Origin of the sequence: Marinobacter sp. M5B (assembly GCF_042604615.1) — a bacterium.
Lineage (GTDB): Bacteria > Pseudomonadota > Gammaproteobacteria > Pseudomonadales > Oleiphilaceae > Marinobacter > Marinobacter salarius.
In genome coordinates, this window is sequence record NZ_CP156894.1 from 2,601,058 (window position 1) to 2,621,058 (window position 20,001).

At 52.2% G+C, this 20,001-nt stretch carries 17 protein-coding genes; 3 read left to right on the top strand and 14 right to left on the bottom strand.

Translation table 11 applies throughout. The features are described 5' to 3' along the window. The first annotated feature begins 104 nt into the window (after positions 1-104). Positions 105-1,280, top strand: coding sequence for an ATP-grasp domain-containing protein (locus AAGD24_RS11760; protein ID WP_379865199.1), 1,176 nt, complete (start codon positions 105-107; stop codon positions 1,278-1,280). After that, positions 1,280-2,458 carry a hypothetical protein gene (locus AAGD24_RS11765; protein ID WP_379865201.1) on the top strand — a complete coding sequence of 393 codons (1,179 nt, stop codon included), beginning with the start codon at positions 1,280-1,282 and terminating at the stop codon, positions 2,456-2,458. The genes AAGD24_RS11760 and AAGD24_RS11765 overlap by 1 nt, the downstream gene beginning before the upstream one ends. Here AAGD24_RS11765 and AAGD24_RS11770 read toward each other — a convergent pair. From AAGD24_RS11770 to prpD, 13 genes are all read right to left on the bottom strand, one after another. Beyond that, positions 2,419-3,459 carry a polysaccharide deacetylase family protein gene (locus AAGD24_RS11770; protein WP_379865202.1) on the bottom strand — a complete coding sequence of 347 codons (1,041 nt, stop codon included), beginning with the start codon at positions 3,457-3,459 and terminating at the stop codon, positions 2,419-2,421. The two genes, AAGD24_RS11765 and AAGD24_RS11770, sit on opposite strands and share 40 nt — an antisense overlap. Before the next feature lie 55 nt (positions 3,460-3,514). Continuing rightward, on the bottom strand, positions 3,515-4,630 hold the full coding sequence (locus AAGD24_RS11775; RefSeq protein ID WP_379865204.1) for a glycosyltransferase family 4 protein: 1,116 nt from the start codon (positions 4,628-4,630) through the stop codon (positions 3,515-3,517). Positions 4,631-4,635: 5 nt separating this feature from the next. Beyond that, positions 4,636-5,358, bottom strand: coding sequence for a GNAT family N-acetyltransferase (locus tag AAGD24_RS11780; protein WP_379865205.1), 723 nt, complete (start codon positions 5,356-5,358; stop codon positions 4,636-4,638). Between the two features lie 251 nt (positions 5,359-5,609). Continuing rightward, positions 5,610-6,917, bottom strand: a complete 1,308-nt coding sequence (locus tag AAGD24_RS11785; RefSeq protein WP_379865207.1) for a FemAB family XrtA/PEP-CTERM system-associated protein — start codon at positions 6,915-6,917, stop codon at positions 5,610-5,612. Positions 6,918-6,956: 39 nt separating this feature from the next. Continuing rightward, positions 6,957-7,817, bottom strand: coding sequence for an XrtA system polysaccharide deacetylase (locus AAGD24_RS11790; protein ID WP_227517909.1), 861 nt, complete (start codon positions 7,815-7,817; stop codon positions 6,957-6,959). Positions 7,818-7,869: 52 nt separating this feature from the next. Then, positions 7,870-9,159, bottom strand: coding sequence for an outer membrane beta-barrel protein (locus tag AAGD24_RS11795; protein WP_379865209.1), 1,290 nt, complete (start codon positions 9,157-9,159; stop codon positions 7,870-7,872). Next, complete coding sequence (locus tag AAGD24_RS11800) at positions 9,152-10,078, bottom strand: polysaccharide biosynthesis protein (protein WP_085680420.1); 927 nt, start codon at positions 10,076-10,078, stop codon at positions 9,152-9,154. The genes AAGD24_RS11795 and AAGD24_RS11800 overlap by 8 nt, the downstream gene beginning before the upstream one ends. Beyond that, positions 10,078-11,529, bottom strand: a complete 1,452-nt coding sequence (locus AAGD24_RS11805; protein ID WP_379865210.1) for an XrtA system polysaccharide chain length determinant — start codon at positions 11,527-11,529, stop codon at positions 10,078-10,080. The genes AAGD24_RS11800 and AAGD24_RS11805 overlap by 1 nt, the downstream gene beginning before the upstream one ends. Positions 11,530-11,663: 134 nt before the next feature. Then, positions 11,664-12,308, bottom strand: coding sequence for an XrtA/PEP-CTERM system exopolysaccharide export protein (locus AAGD24_RS11810; protein WP_379865212.1), 645 nt, complete (start codon positions 12,306-12,308; stop codon positions 11,664-11,666). 60 nt (positions 12,309-12,368) lie between these two features. Further along, a complete protein-coding gene (locus AAGD24_RS11815) occupies positions 12,369-13,781 on the bottom strand; it encodes a TIGR03013 family XrtA/PEP-CTERM system glycosyltransferase (protein ID WP_126812424.1) in 1,413 nt (470 codons plus the stop codon). Between the two features lie 193 nt (positions 13,782-13,974). After that, a complete protein-coding gene (locus AAGD24_RS11820) occupies positions 13,975-14,658 on the bottom strand; it encodes a PEP-CTERM sorting domain-containing protein (protein ID WP_379865213.1) in 684 nt (227 codons plus the stop codon). Positions 14,659-14,807: 149 nt separating this feature from the next. Beyond that, complete coding sequence (locus tag AAGD24_RS11825) at positions 14,808-15,536, bottom strand: PEP-CTERM sorting domain-containing protein (protein ID WP_379865215.1); 729 nt, start codon at positions 15,534-15,536, stop codon at positions 14,808-14,810. A gap of 175 nt (positions 15,537-15,711) precedes the next feature. Beyond that, positions 15,712-17,196, bottom strand: a complete 1,485-nt coding sequence (prpD, locus tag AAGD24_RS11830) for a 2-methylcitrate dehydratase (RefSeq protein WP_379865216.1) — start codon at positions 17,194-17,196, stop codon at positions 15,712-15,714. Between the two features lie 299 nt (positions 17,197-17,495). On the opposite strand from prpD, the gene AAGD24_RS11835 reads away from it, so the two are divergent. Continuing rightward, positions 17,496-18,215 (top strand): PEP-CTERM sorting domain-containing protein, encoded by a 720-nt coding sequence (locus tag AAGD24_RS11835; RefSeq protein WP_036205406.1) that lies wholly within the window; start codon positions 17,496-17,498, stop codon positions 18,213-18,215. Positions 18,216-18,319: 104 nt separating this feature from the next. Here the strand turns inward: AAGD24_RS11835 and AAGD24_RS11840 are convergent, their stop codons facing one another. Beyond that, positions 18,320-19,933 carry a hypothetical protein gene (locus tag AAGD24_RS11840; RefSeq protein WP_156105472.1) on the bottom strand — a complete coding sequence of 538 codons (1,614 nt, stop codon included), beginning with the start codon at positions 19,931-19,933 and terminating at the stop codon, positions 18,320-18,322. Positions 19,934-20,001: the final 68 nt, after the last annotated feature.

Below are 20,001 nucleotides of genomic sequence, written 5' to 3' on the forward strand. Positions count from 1 at the left end.
TCCAGACATTACATCTATGGCAGTACGATGGAACTTTAGCGCACAATGCTGGATAATCAGCAGCCGCTTTATACTATCGGTACAAACAAAGGACGTTTTTACCCATGGAACCCAGAATTCTGGTTCTCGACGGAAATCAGCGCGCCTCCCTCGCCGCTGTGCGGTCTCTGGGCTCAAAGGGTTTATGGGTGGCGGTCGGTGAAAGTTCCCGGACCTCAATGGCTGCCGTTTCTCGATACTGTTCGCAGAAGGTCACCTATTCCGACCCTTTTAGTTCTCCACGCGCTTTCTTCGACGATGTTTTGGAGCAGATCAATGCACTCGGCATCTCGTTCATTCTGCCGATCACAGAGGCGACCACCTATGTTCTTCTACTATATCGCAATGAAATCCCGAAACATGTGGTTTTGCCCTTCCCGGAGACTGAAGCTGTAGAGAGGCTTGCCAATAAGAACAAGCTTTTTGAATTAGCGGCCGAAAGTGCGATCCCCACTCCCAAGACAATATTTTGCGAGACTTCGCAACAAGGCCTGGATGCGCTGGAAGCCATAGACGATTTTCCAATCGTTCTTAAGCCATTCAAATCGAAAATTCTAGAAAAGGACCGTATACTTTCTTCCCAGGTCATCATTGCGAACTCTCCTGACGAAGCCCGCTCGGCCCTGAATTCCCATAAGTACTTTAAGTTTCCTTTTACAATACAGTCCTTTGTTAATGGAACTGGCCAGGGTATTTTCGCGTTATTCAATCATGGCGAACCGGTATGTTACTTTGCGCACCGTCGGCTTCGCGAAAAGCCACCCGGTGGTGGTGTCAGTGTGTTAAGTGAGTCTGCACCTGTAGATGGGCAGTTGAAATCCTATGCGGAAGTACTCTTAAGGAAAGCAAATTGGCACGGCGTTGCGATGGTAGAGTTTCGTGTGTCCGCGGAAGGTGTGGGCTATCTTATGGAGGTTAACCCCAGATTCTGGGGTTCTTTGCAGTTGGCGATCGACTCGGGTATCGATTTCCCGTACTGGCTGTACCTCGCAAGTACTGGCCAGGCGGTCCCTGAACCTGTTCAGGAACACCGTAGGGTGAGATGGCTACTTGGTGACTTGGACCGCCTCTATCTGGTTCTAAAGGCACCCAGGACATCGTATTCAACAGGTTCAAAACTTTTGGAAATACTGCGCTTTCTCAAGCCAGGACGAAAAACTAGGCACGAAGTTAATCGCTTAAGCGATCTTCGTCCATTCTGGTTTGAGCTAAGGCAGTACCTTGGCGCACTGAGAAGCTGATGGCTGCGATGAATCGGCCCTATGTTATTATTCTCGCAAATGGACTTAACGGTCTTGGAGCTGTTCGTTCTGCAGCTCACGCAGGTCTTAAAACCTATACCCTTCTGACAAGACAGTCTGATCTCAGCGCCTACAGCCGCTTCAGTCAGTACCGGTTTTTATTGCCCATTGATCCCACCGTAGATGATATCAAGCCCATCCTCGACCAGTTGAACAACAACGAAGGCGGCCCGGGTGTATTGCTTGCCTGTTCTGATTTCGCCGCGGAGCTACTTGGTAAACTCAAGAAGGAAGGCTACTCCAATCAACACCTGATCGTGCCGACTACAGAAACTACGGAAGTTCTGAACGACAAAAAATTGGAATGCCAGTACATGGAACAGGGTGGGATCACTCTTCCAAAGACCTTTTACAACCTTGAGGAAGATGTGCCGGAAACGTTCCCGCTGATTATCAAACCCCGGACCTTTCGAGAATATAAGGTACTGGGCGCAAAGAACGTTATCATTCATTCCTTGGCTGAGCTGGATGAGTTCAAGCGGAGTTTCCATGCCCACCTCGACCAGTTTATTGCCCAGGACGTGATACAAGGCGGTGACGACAACCTGTGGGTGTGTAACGTAACGTTTGATCAGAATCAGGAACTCAGCGCCTGCTTCGTGTTTAAGCGTCTTGGTACCATGCCTTCACATTATGGCGTCACGTCACTTGCGATCAGTCAGAATAACCAGGCGCTGCGGGAAGAGTGCGCAAAAATTGGCAAGGCCCTGAACTACACCGGGCCAGCGATGATCGAATTCAAGAAGGATCAGTACTCCGATACCTATTACTACATCGAAACCAATCCCCGGTTAGGCATGTGTAATTGGTTTGATACACGGTGTGGAATCAACAACATCCTGGCCTGCACCCAGGCAGCCTATGGCAACAGGGTGGAATTCGCTCCACAGCGAAATAATTTTGTGTACTGGAATTTTTTTGGGGACCTGATCGCAAGACTTGAAGACAGGGAGAACCTGCTCGCCATTGTATTCCGCTATATAGCACTACTACGTCGCCGGCGTATTGGCGCACTGCTTTACTGGAAAGACCCCCAGCCGGCACTCCGATACGCCAAGGCATCTATAACGGATATCGCTCAGCGTGTAGGTAGAAAACTGCGAGAACGGTTTGGCTGACGCGGCACTTTTTCCTTCAACGCCTCAAATCGATTGACAATCTGAAGGAAGTCAGCGGTATTCTCCGGCAAAGAGAATCGGGGAAGCTCGTATTGGCTGCAACCGGCTCTTATGTAATCCGGTACTGTGTTAAAGGCCATCTTAAAACCTGCCCGCTTTACTTCTTCGATATCAGCGCGGTCATAATCCGATGGGCGGCCCGTGGGATAGGCAAATACGTCTGGGCACTGGGCCAGCTCCTGTTCCACCCTCTTTCGTGCCTCATTTATTTCGTGCTGTTTCTCTTCCAACGCCAACGTCGACAATATGCGGTGCGTACAGGTATGGGGATAGACTCCATGCCCTCTTTCCTTCAGTGACCTTGCATCATCCCAGGACATTGGCCGGTATTCCCGGGGAATGGTATCGGGGAAATCGACCTCCAATTTCGAGTAAAGCTCTGCACTCAGCCACTGATAGACATGTTCCTGGCTAACGATCTTCAGGGCATTTCGAATCTCGCGGATTGTCCGCCGTAAGCCGATATCAGCAAGATTGACGGAATACTTGCCGCCAAATGGGAGCTGGAGATCGGTTACGCTGATTCTGGTTCGATTAACGGCGTACGCTATTTGGTCATCCCACGGCCAGAGTTGCTCGTCCAGAAGGCCGGTAATCACGAAAAAATTCAGCGAAAACCCGAACTCATCAAACACCCGCGCTGCGACGTCATGATGATCTGAGAAGCCATCATCGATGGTAAACATAACGGACTTGGAGGGGATCGACGTGCCTTTATTGAGAAACTGCCAGAGCTGGTCCATCGTCAGAACACTATATCCCCGACTGGAGAGATAACGAAGGTAACCACGAAGACGTTCAGCCGTCATGTCACCCGGAATACCATCACTACCGTCAGTAACTCTGTGCAACATGAAGACGGGCACACGACCAGGGCACAAGAAGCGATATACGCCTGTTTCCCCGATAATATTTGCGACCTTCAGAATGACAGACTTCATGATCTCGCGTCCTGCGTTGAACTTATCAGCGTAACTTCACCTGGGTCACCCGGCGTTACATAAAGCGCTCATATAGTCCTTGATAGGCGTGCAACATGCTCTTCAAGCTGAACTTGCTCTTTGCACTCTCAAGGGCCTGCTCGGTTATCTGATGCTTCAAGGTCGGATCGTTCAGGCGCTGAATAGCGTTGACGATTGCATCAGAATCTTCAATAGGTACCAGGAGTCCGCTCTCTCCATCAGAAACAATTTCCTCTGGGCCTCCACTTCGTGTAGCAATAACAGGCACTCCAGCCATCATAGCTTCAACGGTGGAGATTGAGAATCCTTCCGATGTGGAAGGCAGAAGGAAAATATCCGCCTGCCGGAGAACATTTACTACGTCTTGCCGGAAACCGAGCCAGTGAATTCTCGGTGCCTCCGGTGCTCCACGAATTTGAGCTTTGAGCTTTCCGAACAAAGCTGGACGCTGATGGCCTACAACGACGAAGTGGGTGTTCGGATCCAGCTTTGCCATCTTTATAGCTGCATCAACCAGGTGGTCGTAACCCTTGGCTGGGCGAATATTACCGATTGAAACGACAAGATTGGCTTCTGGCGGTAGGCCAAGCTCTTCTTTCAATCCCGACGCGGGCGCCTTGCAGAAAAGCTCTGGGTCAACACCATTATAGACCAGATGTAGCTTACGAGCGGGAAGTGAGCTACGTTCAGCGAGCTCTTCCTGCAGTCGCTTCGAGACACACACAATGGCGGACGCACCCCAACCAATAATCCCGAATTTCGCCCGCAGGAATCGTTCTCCCGCCGCAACATCAACCGCGCCATGGAACGTCGCGATCATCGGCTTCCTGCACATCATTGCAAGCAGAGCGCCGTACACGTTGGAGCCCAGCAAATGGGCATGAATCAAATCAACACCCTCGCCTACCACTAAACGTTTCATGCCAAGGATGTAGCCAAGGTTAAAACTACCCTTGGAGTCAATGAATTGAGGTGTAATTCCCAGACTCCGAACCTGGTCAGCTACCCAACCCTCGCCGCGCAGAACAACGATATTGCGAAACTCTGTTTGCTGAAGTTCTTTAAGGAGATTGATAAAAACGGTTTCAGCACCGCCGGGACCCGTTGTATCAATGAGGTGCAGAATAGTCTTTACATCTTTCCCTGCCATGGGTTTTACCCTCTCATCCAATAGAGAGCACGGAATAAGGTGCTTTTAACCAACATTACCGTCAGAAACTGATAGTTTTCAGTTGCGATCCGCGCTTTATAGTTTTCTTTCTTGCCTTGCCCCGCGAGCATATCGAAACGGTCCGTGTCGGGCAGCCTGAACGCGTCTTCGATGGCATACCCCAAATGCAGTGATCCAAGTGACAGCTTTTTATGAAAATTCTGCTCAAAGCCGGCCTGGATATTGTAGACGACTCCCCGATACCAGACATTGTAAAGCACCGACACGATATGGTTCCCACAGGTCAATGTCGATAGCAACGGGCGACCACCTTCCTCCTCAACTCGAGAGAGAAATCTCTCATGAAACGTCAGACTTTTTCCTGCTACGCAGTCTTTTCTCCATCGCTCCCTGTGAAATGCGTTAAGGGCATCGAAGAATGCCTTTGAGTTGTGTGGCCATAAATTTTCTTCGCGCACCGGCCCCAGAGACTCGAGCACAGCACGGCGGTTGTAGAGTTTTAAGCGGCTATTAGCGCCCAACGAGGCGAGATATTCATCAAAAGGTCCAGAAGTTGTCACCGCATATCCATCATCAACTGCGATAATCCGAAACGCCCAATTCTGGGTCGCGGCAATTGTAACCAGTGCAGATAGATCCTCGGAACCCGCGCGCAAATCGTTAAAGACGGCTTCGGTCCAGGTATGACTTTCCAGTTGCTGTTGCAATGCGCGCACCAGAGGCTGGCCAGTGAGATTTCTGGAGAATCGATTATACTCTGTTCTTGGGGTTCTCAGCTCACGGGAGCTAGTGCCTACGAACTGGAGCGATCGTATAGGCAGTACCCCTTTCAGCCTGTACCGGGACTCATACAGCCCGGACACTTCTCCGTCCCAGGGCCGGACAAGGCGGAAGCTTTTCTGGTGCCCCCAGGTGTCCCACCAGGCGCTTTGCCACGCCTTTGTCTGGAACAGGCTCATTACGGCAGGGCCTTGACGATATGAGGGCCAAGCAGCGTGGTCACCCAAACCGGAAGTCGCTGCCATACGGCGATCAACAGCCTGAACTTCGGGTTGTTTGGGTTGAGTGCGGGTAGCGCCTCTCCCTCCGGCAGCAAGTAGTCCCAATGCAATGTCAGAGGCTGGGCACCCCACTGTTGCTTGAAACGATAGGTGCCGGCATCGTGACTGCAACGGCCGAAGTCAAAAACCTCGAAACCCTGCTGTACCGCGAATTCCAGGGCTTTCCAGTACATGATCATATTGATGCTGGTGTGGTTGTACTTGCGCAGTGTAGACGCCCAGGGAATCTCCATGCGGCCCTTGTAACCGGTCAAAAAAGCGCAGCCAACCGCTTGCCCGTCAATACGGGCAACTACCAGCCACGCCTTCCCGCCTAGAGTGTCCAGCAAGTTTCGGAAAAACTCTTTATCGTAGACGGGCGTTCCGAGGTCACGCATGTTGATGGCAAAAACCCGATAGAACTCGTCCAGCAAGTCAGCGCCACCGATAGCGAACCCGTTCATTTCCCGCTCGCCCCGGCGGATTTGCGCACGCAGCTTGGGCTGGAAGCTGTCCCACAGGTCTTTGGCCTTACTCGGCAGTGGTAACCAGAAGGTGACTTTGTCCGTGCGTTGCGGTAAGCCAAGTTTATTGTCCTGGCAAAACCGCATTTCCAGGTGACCTGCTCCTAATTGCTGTCGCCACTTTTCGCCCTCGCCGATGAGTTTTTGGGCGATGTCGGGATGGTCCGCCAAAACCCCGCCATAATTAAAATAGGGCATTGAAACCAGGAAATTACCAAAAAGCCGGCTATTGAGTTGTACCAGGGGAAGCACACCGACAATGCCCCCTACGTCATCGTAGGCACAGAGATATCGGGTGTTGTGGCCGTAGGTTTTACTGATGAACGATGAAATACCAGGCCTATGCCAAACTGACGCTGCAGGATGACGGGCTACGTAGGCTTCTGCGTGATGGATGTCGGAATCTGCACAGGGCTCTACGGCGATGGCTTGTGCCATCGTGGTATTTCCAACAGCAGGAGGAATAGTGATCGGCTTTGGGGTCCACTTGTCCTGTGCCTGAGCCCCATTGAGTTGCTGCTTAACCTGCTTCTGGAGCTGTTTTATCTCGCTGGATACCTGTTGGAGCTCGGCAATCAGTTCATCCGCATTGGTTCCGCTTTTGCGGGCTTCGCCCACCAGGCGACTGAGACGGCCTTTGTCACTCTTCAACTCGTCCAGCCGCGCCTTTGAAGCCTCCAGACCGGGGATAGGTGTCTCCATTCCCATTACGCTATCCTTAAAGAATTCCCTAAACAACGATCAGACAGCGACAGCCCTGGTGGGTATGTCCATACCGGACAGCACGTCCGATACCGAGCCAAAACGGAAATCGCCGAGCAGCCGTTCAAGCCGATGCATGCACTTATCCAGGTTGTTGTAGTGTCGGAAGCGGGAAAATGCCTTGACGTTCAGCCTTGGTTGCCCGGTATCGATTTCCCAGGGGTGCAGGTAGAAAATAAACGGTTGCCCTGCCCGGTTAATCTTGCCCAAGCCCCAATGGCTGAGCCAGTAAGGGAACAATCGGAAGTAGCCACCCCCTGCGATGGGCAACCGGTATCTACCAATCGGGCAGGTCGACAGCGGAAACTCCGTGAGGGTTTTGCCATTGGGCGCCTGCAATAGATAGGGCTCGTGAGGCGTGCCTGGCATGCCATAGCGATCATGGTGAACCGGGAATATCGATGAATCCCAGGTGAACCCCTCATCGCAAAGGATATCCAGAGCCCAACGGGACTGTGCCGTAATCGAATAGCTCGCAGCCCTATAGCCGGTTATAGGCTCACCGGTAATGTCTTCGAGTATGCGCTTGGACTTGCGGGTTTCTTCCTTGAAAACCTCCGGTGTCTGGGTGTAGACCAACTGGTGGCTGTATCCATGGCTGGCGATCTCGTGCCCCGCTTGCTGGATCTTTTTCACCAGCCCGGGGGAGCGCTCGGCAACCCAGCCCAAGGTAAAGAAGGTCGCCTTCACATCACGCTCCGAAAACAATTCCAGCAACCGTTCTGTGTTGGCTTCAACCCGGTATTCCATGGTTGGCCAGTCGTCACGATGGACGGCCTCGGCAAGTGCCGCTACCTGAAAATAATCTTCGACATCGATTGTCAGGGCGTTCTGTTTCACGTCCGTGATACTCCGGGTGTAAAAATGGTACTCAGGGCATGCCAAACCAGTTCTAGAAAAACCGATAATCCAGCGCTAAAGAGACCCAGTTTTCATCATATTCACTGGCGCTCGTATCACTGCTCCTCGATGTATGACCAACCCTGCCGGTGATTCCCAGGTCGCGAGTAAGTTCATACGTTAGCCCCACATCCACGCTTATGGTTTCTTCGTCCACATCGTCTTCGTCGAATGACTGATACTGATATCTTGCGTTTGATCGCAGCGTTAACAAAGGCAATACGGGCCGACTATACCCTACCGCCAATCCTAGCCGATCTTCTGTTTCATCCGAACGGATGTAATCGGCTCGGTTAGCAAATGCATTGAAATTCAGTTGAGAGGCATCGCTAAACTGCCTTCGAATGCCAGTGTTTACCGCGGTAACCTCAACTTCACTGGTTTCGCGGAGATCGAACACAAAGTCACCAAAGCGGACATCAAAATCTGATGTCTGTTCAGTTAGTTCCCGACTACCATTAATATAAAATGTTGTGACCGGATTGATTTCCCGTTCCAGAGAGATATCCCCAACCACTCCGTCGCTTGACTGGGTAGTGCCACCAAAATCGCTTTCTATCTCACTGACACCAACGCTGCCGGAAAGGCTCGTTGTCGCCCAAGTTTGGGAAAAATCGAGGCTGACAACATCGGTATCAATCTCTACACCACTATCATATTCAGCTTGATTGGTAAGCACACTGACGCCACCGGAGAACGTGGAGCTAAACATTCTGCTCCAACCAACCGAGCCAATATAGCGGTCACTGTCGGTTTCTTCGGAGTCGCCAAATTCCGTGTTTTCATAATGAAGAGACAAACGAAGTTGATCAACTTTGCTAAGCGGAACTTGGTAAACCGGGCCCGTGCGGAATATGTTCTTGCGAGTTGTATTGTCTGGCGTGTCGGTACCACGGGAGTCCCTGGTTACATTTCTCAGGTTGTCTGCAACTTCCCATCTCAGCCCCTGTGCCAACTCACAATCACCCAGAAAGTCTGCCGTTGTATAGGTTTCCGGATCGTAAGTCTCATCATGCCACACCCCATAACCAACATCGGCGAAGGTGCTCGCCTGGCACTCTCCGGGATCACTTTGATGGGAGAGCCGCAAATTGACTCTGGTTTCAGTGTCGCTTATCTCGCCATTGGCATCCCGGGTGGTGTTATCACTGAATCGGTTCGTGAGCTCCCCCGACAACGCAATCGGCTCTGCAACAACGACTTGGCAGGTAAAAAAACTACAGACCAGAACTCCGGGAATCACAAAGCGCGGGCACTTCCATGGCCCGATCGGACTAACCATTTATGACAGCTCCGACGAACTTCTCGGTGTGGAATGCGCCCGCTGCCTGCTCAATACCATCAGCCGTCATTCCAGCATGGGGAATGACCAGCATGGCGTAGTCACAAAGCTCGGTAAGGATTCTGGCATCAGGTGACTCGGTAATGGGCGCGGTGTCCAGAACAATGAAACGATCCGGATAGCGGCGACGAACAGCCTGTAAAAACTGTTTCATGCGGAAGGAGGTGAAGAACTCACCCGGCGTCTCACGACGGCTGCCAGCAGGAATAAGTCGGAGCCTCGGTATCCCAGTCGGATAGAGAATTCGGGCAATATCGTAGTCCGGGTCGTCAAGGAAATCCGTCAAACCAGAGTCCGGAACTATATCCAGCGTCGAGTGAAGCGCAGGTTCCCGAAGGTTACAGTCAATAATCAACGCTGTTTTAGCTTCATCAAAGGCGAAGGCAGCTGCTAAATTCAATGCAACAAATGATGAGCCTGCTCCTTCGCGGGCGCCACTGACCACCAACGTGAAGTTATTGCCTCCGGACTTTTCCAATAGCTTCGTCCGCAGGTTACGAAAATGATTGACCAGCTGCCGATTACTGGATTCCGGATAGATAATACGGCGCTCTTCCAAATCGTCCGGAGTCAGGCGACGTGGTTCCTGCATTCGCACGATTTGTTTGCTGATAACGTACTTGTCGACACTGCCCGCCCCAAGTTCCAGCGAGCTGGGCACCAGCATCCGTGAGTCATCCCATTCGGAGAAACGATCTTCGCCACGAGAGACGAGCTCTGGAGTTGTGCCTGACGAGGACGGCCCACTGACGTTATCCGTTTCCCTGTTCATTTTTTCTGATTTCCATTTCTCGAAATCAGAAAGAACGCTTCCTTCCGCTGGGGTATCTTTTCCCTGGTCTGCTCTGGAATCAGCCATTAAATCACTCCAAACACAGAAGCCAGTGCTACTGCGACGTAGGCGGCGGCTACCAGAACCGCCATAACAACCACGGCCATGGTGACCTTTCGGTCCCGCCGTTTTTCGAAAGGTGTCCGGACTTCCGGCAAATGCTCCAGTACCGCGATATCGAGGACATCATCCAGTTGCTCGCGAGAACGGATACGAGGGTCTATCTGAAGCAGTCCTGCTATCGCTCCAAAGGGAGCGACTGCCCCAAGAAGGAGGCCTGCCATAGCAAACATTGAGAACTTCGGCCCTGTAGGGCTCGTGGGATACTGTGCAGCTTCGTTGATTTTATAATTAAGGCCCTGCCCTTCAATGTCCAGATGCATTGAAACACGGGCTTTCTCACGGCGCTGCAAGAGGTCGTTATAAATTTCCTTGTTGACCTCCATGTCACGGGTTAGCTCAGAATACTGTGCCTTGTTTGCCTGGATGCGCTCCATTCGCTGCTTCTGTTCCTCGATGAGTCGCTTGATAGAACTGATCCGCGTTTCGACAGTTTCAAGGTCGGTATTGGTTGTAACCAGATTGGAACGAACCTCCTGATACACCGGATTGGGTATGCTTTCACTCCCACTTGGCTCACTGGCGAGCTGCTGCTCCTCAAACGCCCTTTCTCTTTGTTTTTTTAGTTCTTCAAGCTGCTCCCGAAGTATGACGATATCCGGGTAAGTATCATGGTAACGAAGCCGTAGCGAGTCCAATTGCTCTTCCATGGAGTTGATTCGCTCCTGATAAGCGTCCACGGTACGCCCCTGCCTCAGAGTGCGGCTAACGCCGCCAAGCTCACGCTCAAGGGATTGAGCACGGGTTTGCAGTTCCTCCTTCTCCAACTGAGCCAGTTCAAGGCGACTTTGCAGGTTTGATAGCCTGGAGTTTGCATCGGCCTCGGTACCATCTACATTCTCCGACAGGAATTTTTTGAGGCGCTCTTCTACTTCAGCAATCTGCTGCTCATAACTCTTAACCTGCTTATCGATAAAGTCATAAGCGGAGCGGCTTTCTTCACGCTTTCGCTTGGCGTTTTCTTCGATAAACGCCTGGCCCAGTTTCTGCGCCACCCTGAAAGTTTTTAGGGGAGACGATGACGAATAGCCAATACTGAAATAGTTGTCGCCTCTGGGTACAACAGACATGCTATACCGGAGGCCATTGATACGACCCTCCAAAGCTTCCGGCCCAATGTTTTCCGCATTGTCACCATATATTTCAGTATCCGTGGCAATCTCTTCCAGCACGTTCCTAGAACCAAGTAGCTCTCTGGCAGCCGACACTTTTTCTGTGACCTTTGTCGCTACGGCCCTGCCCTCCATAAGCGGCTGGATAATATTCCTGTCATCAACAAAAATAACGACCTGCGACTGGTATTTATAAGGCCACAGGAAACCGGCAGCCAATACCGAGAAACTGACGACTGCAAACAACAACAGTGCCAGCCATTTACGAGACCGTACTTCCCGAACGATCTCTTTCGGTAACTGGTTTAAAGGAAGTGCCATAGCAATAGTCCGTTATTCAAAAAGCCCAACCGGAATCAACCATCATACCCAGTGCCGGGTTATAAGCTTCTCTCAGGTATGGTCAGGATATCTCCCGGCCGTAGTTTGTAGTTTGTCGATATATCGCCGCGAGAGAGGATTTCGTCCAGCTTGACTGGAATAGCAACCACCTCGCCCTCAACGGCCCGGTAGAGTACGGAGTTATTCGGGGACGCAAATGGTGTAACGCCGCCTGAGGTGAGAACCATATCAAGCACCGTCATGCCGGCGCGGTGAGGAACCGATGTCGGCTGCTGCACCGCACCCGTTACACGTACTCGGTCTGAGTATTCATGGCTCCCCATGCTGGTGACAACGATACTGACCTGGGGTTCCCGGATATAGGCAGAGAGCTTGGTCTCTATGTCGTTTGCCAGGGCATCAGGCGTTCGGCCGGAGGCCTGCACGTCGCCCACAAGCGGTACTGAGATTCTTCCATCGGGCCGAATAGGCACGGAAATGCTCAGGTCCTCATTGCGCCATACAGAGACGCGCACCACGTCAGTGGCACCGAGGATATATTCATCAACGCTATTGACCGTGTCGACGGCCAAGGCACGTTGAATCTGTTCCGGTGATGAGGTTTTCGGGCCAGCACAACCCGAAACAAGAATGACTGCGGTCAGGGATAAAACCGATCCCAGGAGCGAATACTTGGATGACATTGTTCGTCCTCTCTACAATTCCTTGCCTGTTTCCATGTCTCGGAAATGTGGGTCCCGAAACTACCGTGATCCTTTCTTAAACAATACCACTTCTACTGTCTGAATTATAATCAACAAATCCAGTAATAAACTCTGATTTTTGATGTAATAAAGGTCGTAACGAAGTTTTTCCCGTGTATCTTCTTCATTATCAGCATAAGCAAAACAAAGCTGGGCCCAACCCGTCAAACCCGGCTTTACCCGGTGGCGCTCGCTGTAGAATGGAATCTTCTCCGACAATTGCTCAACAAAGACAGGCCTTTCAGGGCGAGGACCCACAAATGCCATAGTACCGTTGATAACGTTAAAGATCTGGGGCAATTCATCCACGCGGATTTTACGAATAATATCACCCACTTTCGTGACCCGTGCGTCATTCTGACTGGCCCATACTGCACCGTTTTTCTCTGCATCGGTGATCATTGAACGGAATTTGTGAACCTTAAAGACACTGCCGTTAAGGCCTACTCTCTCCTGACTGTAAAACACGGGCGCCTTTATCCCGTCTTCAATCTTGATGGCAATTGCCGTGAGAATCATCAGTGGCAGGCCTGCCAGTAACAACACACCCGCCGCCAGGATGTCCAGCAAACGCTTGCCAAACCCATATACAGACGACACTTTGAAGCCGTCCGAGAATACCAGCCAGCCGTGGGTTACCATCTCCAGTGCGACTTTCCGTGACTCTCTCTCGTAGAAACTAGCCCCATCCACGATGCGGACACCCAGCATTTTGCATTCCAAAAGATCTTCCATCGGCAACCCCTTACGGCGATCGTCGACAGCAACCACGATCTCCTTTGCTGGGTGCTTGAGGATGTATTGATGCAATGTGGTCGGGATCTGGAGAAGGTTTTCATCACTGACCTGAATCGGCTCATCGGGAATCGGCACAAACCCTGTCAGGATAAAACCCTTACGATTAAACGGCGTTGTAAGGTCTTCCAGAAGCTGCCGGGCCCTGAAACCCGCTCCGAGTACGAGAACTTTTCGCTTGAACGCGTCCTTACCTGCCATTGCGAAGAAGACCCAACGGCATATTCCCAGCAGGAAGAATCCAAAGACCGAGGCCGATGTGAGGAGATCCGTGAAGCCGAGATACCAGAGCCAGTCGTTGCCGATGATAAATAGAACACTCACCGCCGGAACGCCGATAATGAGCGAAAAAATGGTCCTCAGCATCATCCCGGACATGCCTTCTTCCAGGCGGGACTGGTGAACACCCAGGGCAATCATGACTACCAGGTTGACGAGACTGAAAACAACAGCGGAAGGCAGCAGGAATACATAGCTGTCGAGAAAGAAGGACACTTCGCCGAAGTGGCGAAAAAATGCGGCAAGCGAGAAACTTACGGCCAGGACAACAAAATCAATTAAGCCCAGAATAACGAAAGGGACATGAATGTAGTGCCTGAACAATCTGACGTGGGCCACGCCAACTCCTTTTGCTGTTCACTGGAAATGCGTCTGCGCATCCCATGCTGCAGATCTAACGATGAACAGAGTTTACTGTATTTTAATGATACTGCAATCAGGGACAGTAGAAGGACAGCACCCAACGCGACGCCAGAAACGCAAAACACCCTGCCCCAGAGATCGAGGCAGGGTGTTTCATGGCTTACTTAGCTCAGGCTGACTTGCGACGGCGAGTCATACCGAGGCCCAGCAGGCCAAGACCAAACAGAGCGAGCGTTCCTGGCTCGGGCACCGCTTGCACGTCTGAAATACCAACGATCAGATCGTTGTAATCAAAGTCACCATCAATCAGGTCTTCGAAGGCCACAATCAGTGAGCTGCCAAAGAAGCTGCTGTTCTGGCTGCCAGTCACGTCAAAGATCCGTGTCATGTCAACGCCGCCGTTCAGGCTGGCATCTGAATAGAACGTGGTGTTGCCGCGCTGCAGATAGAAGCCGAACGTAGAGCCAATGTTGGCTGTTCCGAAGTGAGTGGAAGCCGTTCCGGCGTCCAGGTCAAATTCTACCTGGCGACCGCCAGAGCCTTCCGACCCTGAAAACACCTGAAGTGTTTCGTTGGTGTCGTTCAGGTTATAGATACCGAAGTTGTTGATGTTCGCAAAACCTGCAAATTCAAACAGCAGGAAGGCACCGGCTGAATCCTGGTTACCATCAACATCGTTCAGTTTTGCAAAAGAGGCTCCGTTGTCGTAGAACGCGCCTTCACCGAGGGAATCGGTAAACACGTCCGTGCCACCGTCTGTTTTCAGGTCGAAAACGTCCATTGGAGCGGCCTGAGCTACCGAGAACGTTCCCACCAGCATCGCCGCTGCAATCAGCTTTGAAGTCATTTTCATTTTACTGCTCCTTGTCTACATCTTATGATTCTCATCAACCGCTCAAACCAATGCAGTTGTCGTGCCAATTATTTATTCATTATTAAACAATAACTTACATTGGCAATATTTGGGTTGCGTAAAATATACTGACACACCGCCATTGATCCTCAGCGGTTGCGCTTTGACTTCCGCGAAAGCGAAAGCCCAATCCCTAGCAGTCCCAGCGCGAACAAAGCCAGCGTACCCGGCTCTGTGACATTGGCGACTGTTATGTTGTCGATGCCGTACCCATCATCGGGGTTGTTGGAAAAAATACTGACATCCCCCAAACCCGCTGCGTCATAGAGGCTGACATAGAAAACTCTGCCGTTGCCCAGAGCAGACCCAAATATGTCGTTGAAGCTGAAATCGAACCCGCCAATCGAGAGGCGTCCGCCAGCATCGTTGGGGTCTGTCATATAGAAACCCATGGCGCTAAAACCAGTCGCTGGAGAAATAACCATCTGGCGTGCATCCATACTGTCCAACCAGTTATCCCCGGATACGGAATAGCGCCCGCTAAAGGGACTGGCGCCGGCGTTCAATACGGCAAGACCGCCATTGCAGTTATAGGGACCGCTATCGCACAACCCGCCTGAACCTGGCACCGCACTGGTAAAGGCCCCAACACCCACTGAGGAGGTGATGGTGCCAGCCTGGCTTCCAACGGTGTAAAAAGAATTATCATCGAACGTTTCGGTGAGATAACCGGAATGCGCAGCGTCCAGGAAGTCCTGTTCCGCAGAGGCGGCCGCTGTAGCGCCCTGGCTACTAATGCTGAGAATGGGCGCAGCGCTGGCCCAGTTGCAGGCGCCAAGGAGAACCCCAATGGCGCCGACTGTTTGTAGTGTGTTCATATCAGTACTCCATATAAGCTGACAGAATCGTCTTCGATAGGGAGTAACTGCTGCATAAGACGTGCCACGGCTTCAACTGGTTCATTTTCAGTCAGTTAGAAGCCCGCACATTTTCTCAATGTAAAGTTTTTCGACAACCCCTCGCTATGCCCGGAGAGCAGGCGCTCCAATCAGTTCAGATAACAAACAGGTCAACAAATTCGTGTGCGGGGGTCGACTCCAATAGCGCTTGATCTTTACACAGGTTAAAGATCTTCTCGCAGCGCTGACCAGGAAACCGGGTCGCCAGGTTATGGCGGAACTTATCCTCAAGCAGGGGAATCCCCTCCTTTCGGCGACGGCGATGGCCAATGGGATACTCAACTGCCACCTTATCCGTGCTGGTGCCGTCGGCGAAGAACACCTGAATCGCATTGGCAATTGAGCGCTTATCTGCTTCCAGATACTCACGCGTATATCGCTCATCTTCCACCACGTCCATCTTGTCTCGGAGTTGGTCGATCATCGGGTTGGCCTCATGGAAGCTGTCTTCATAATGCTCCGCTGTCAGCCCCCCAAAAATCAACGGTACAGCAGCCATGTATTGAAGGCAGTGATCCCGGTCGGCCGCGTTTGCCAATGTGCCCTGTTTCGAGATGATACGGATGGCAGATTCGTGGGTGGTGATAACGATTCGTTCGATGTCATCCAGGCGGTCTTTTACCTCGGGATGAAGTATGACCGCTGCTTCCGCCGCTGTTTGAGCATGGAACTCGGCCGGGAAGGATATCTTGAACAGAATGTTTTCCATCACGTAGGCGCCAAAAGCCTGGGGTAAAGTAAACTGACGCTTGTCCTCAGGTTTCAGTTTCTGATCTTTATTGGTTTTGCTGAACAGGATGTCGTAGAAGCCCCATTGGGGCGCCGTGAGCACCCCCGGGATGCCCATTTCTCCCCGCATTGCAATATCGGCCAGCCGCACGGCGCGGGACGTTGCATCTCCCGCCGCCCAGGATTTTCGGGAGCCAGCGTTCGGCGCATGACGGTAGGTTCGCAGCGCCTGGCCGTCCACCCAGGCATGGGACAAGGCCGACAGCATTTGATCGCGACTGGCACCCATCAGTTTTGCGACAACAGCGGTTGAGGCCACCTTGACGAGCACAACGTGATCCAGCCCCACCCGGTTAAACGAGTTTTCGAGTGCAAGCACCCCCTGGATTTCATGGGCCATGATCATAGCCTCCAGGACATCCCGCATGGTCAGGGGCGCCTTGCCCTCCGCCACCCGCTTCTGGGACAGATGATCCGCCACGGCCAGTATGCCCCCCAGGTTATCCGAGGGGTGGCCCCACTCCGCCGCCAGCCAGGTATCGTTGTAGTCCAGCCAGCGCACGATACAGCCAATATCCCAGGCCGCCTTTACCGGATCGAGTCTGTAAGGAGTGCCCGGAACCCGGGCGCCATGGGGTACAACGGTTCCGTCAACCAGCGGCCCAAGGTGCTTGGTGCATTCAGGGAAACGCAGGGCGAGAAGGCCGCAACCGAGGGTATCTATCAGGCAGTTTCTCGCGGTATTCCAAGCCTCTTTGCTTTTTATCCGATAGCCGAGAGCGTAGTCGACGATTGCCTGCAGGACGTCGTCATAGTCGGGGCGAATGTTCTGATCAGCGTTGGAGCTCATTGCGAATCCCTTATTGGTTTTGGATCTCAGTGAGAGACTAAGAACGAAAAACAGTCATGCCAAACAGGTTAGTACATCGGCCCGGCCGGGATACAGCCATCCAGATCTTAAGCGTTGACTTTTTATACACTTTTCAATGCCTCACCGGTGACCAGAGCATTCAGAAAATGCCAACCGGCTGTTTTAACCGAAAAATATCCAAGCTGGCTTTTTTCTTGCTAAGAACGCAGTCCGGAGACCACTCTGCAGGAAACGCGGGGTGAATATGGATATCGGTAAAAACGCAAGGAGAATGAAGTATGAAAGGATTTGACCACAAAATAGTGATCGGCCTGGGATTGGCCGCTGCAATGGCCGGGAACGCTTACGCAGCCCCCATCGTAAACGTCGTCAACTCTGACGGCGACCTCTACAACACCGAAATGCTGACCGGGTATTCAACCGACGGCTCGCTGATGGACGGCATGGAAGTCACTACTTGCTTTGCCAGCGCAGCCTGTGAAACCGTGGCATTTGACGGTACAGTCGGCAGCTCTTCCTATGGCGAAGCCATCGGTAGTGGCTGGAGCTTGTCTATCAATGGAGACACCTACAGCTCCCCGTTTACCTTCAATTCCGTTCAAGACGTCACCAGCATCGTATTGAACGGGCGTCCGGGAAACACGATCTTTGACATTGTTGGTAGCGACTCCCGCTCACCAGATTCAGCCCTGGGCAAGCCTTTTCGACTGTCCAATTCCGGCGATCTGACGGATAGCACAACCGTGAACGTTGAATACTCCGACAAGCTTTCCCTCGATGGTGTATTTTACGACGACCTGTTTACAACCATGGCTATCGATTTCGATGGCAGCCTGTTCTCAGGCATGTTCAGCTTCCTGAGCGATACTGACAACAACGATTTCGACGCCGGTAGCCCGATTACTCCGACCAACCCGGTTCCGGAGCCCAGCACCCTGGCCCTGCTGGGGCTTGGCGCCCTGGGTTTTGGACTGCGTCGCCGTAGTCGCAAGGCATAAGTAGAGCGCTTCGGCTCCGCAAGCTCGACAGGTGTTTTGCGGAGCCGGAACGTGGGCCTCCAGGCTCAAGCTGGTGGGGCTTTTAGCTTTCCAACCATTACCCTTCAGTTTATTGCCCGCAGATCCGAGGTGACGAAACTCAACGTCCCTCTCTCTAGCTCCAGCTCTTCTATCGCGAACCCATCCTCACAGAAAGACACGACGCTGAGGTGACTGTTAATCGCATAAAGAGAGTCCATAGAGTAACAATTGTAAGGCAGCGTCATTACCTTGCTTGTTATGTTCCCGGTGGTTTCATTGACGGCCCATATGTCGGGGTTGAGCAATCCCGCGGGGCTGAGCACATCCCTCTCGATGGAAGAGCTCATCGCCAGCACTTTTGCTCGGTCTCCGCCACGAGTCAGGTTCATCGACGTTGCATAGTAGGTTTCCGCGTTAGGCACAACCGGGCCACCGGGCCGGCCTACAATCAGGGTTCTGTTACGACCTGAGAAATCCAGGAAATTGACGAAAAGCAGTGATTCCGTTCGAGAAGCAACAAACGTAGATTCCACCGCCAGAAGCAAATCGACCTCACCCGAACTCAGATCGACGGTATAGACTTCACCGAGAGGGTCTGAGCGATCAGCACCCTGAAAAGTCGTCCATAAAGCGATGGCTTTGTCGCCCATAACGACAACATCGTCGAGCGCCCAACCATCCGCAAACTTATCTGAGAAATCAGCAAACAAAGAGGCAGATCGATTGATTTCATCGACCTTGTGCAACACGCCACGGTCCGCGATGATTGTGTATTTGTCGTCCTCGATCAAAGAGAGTGAGGCCAACCGGGCAGACTCAGAAAGTCCCGACAGCACAGGTTGTGCGCCTGCAAGACCGGAGTCCAACAGCATCGCAACTGAGGTCATCAAAAACTCGCCGTCACTGAGCACACCCACAAACGTCTCATCCCGTGTGGGGCCGGGTTCTGCCATGGGGTAGACTCTCGGCACCCAGGTGCTTCCCGCCACCCGCTTCAGCTCAGCGCCTGACTCTCCATACAGGATGATCGTCCTTTCGGCATAGTTATTGGCGACCACAAAATCGATATCGCCGTCGCCGTTGAAGAATACATCCGTGTAGGATGACACCCCATCCGCTTCCCAGACCTCGAGCGTATTGGCTCCCAATGTCCACCAGTAATGCGTGTCGTCGGAATCAACCGAGAGGTCGCATGTCAGATTACCGCCGGACATCGCCAGATTGACAAGTCCTGTCGACAGGTCGCTGTTCACGAAACCCTTAACGGAACAAGGTTCCTGCCCGCCACCAATATTCGACAGTTTGACACTTGTTCCATCAACGCGGCTGTGAATCGACACGCTGGTTGAGCTTGCGGTTACGGCGGCTGGAGCGAACAGATTGTCGGTAAAGACACCCCCGGCAAATACCTGTCCACCCACCTTATCCCCTGCCTGCACATAAGCCAGCGAGTGAGATTCAAGATTACGACGATAAACCCGTGGGTTCTCGTTCGTGCCTCGTAAGGAATAGTCGTGCTCAATATAGCCATCCAGTTCGGGCAGGGATTTCGCCGTCACTCCGGGGCCAGCGTTGTCTTGCCCAGCTTGCGAAGAATTCGATGATGAGGAGGACCCACCGTCACCACATCCAACCAATGCCAAGGCGATTGAACAAACAATAAGAGGAAGGCCAGACGGACCGAATGGTTGCGACATTTTTCACATTCCGTTGAAATTTAAGCGTTTATCTCTTTTATTCAAAGAGCTTACAAGCGCTGAATTCT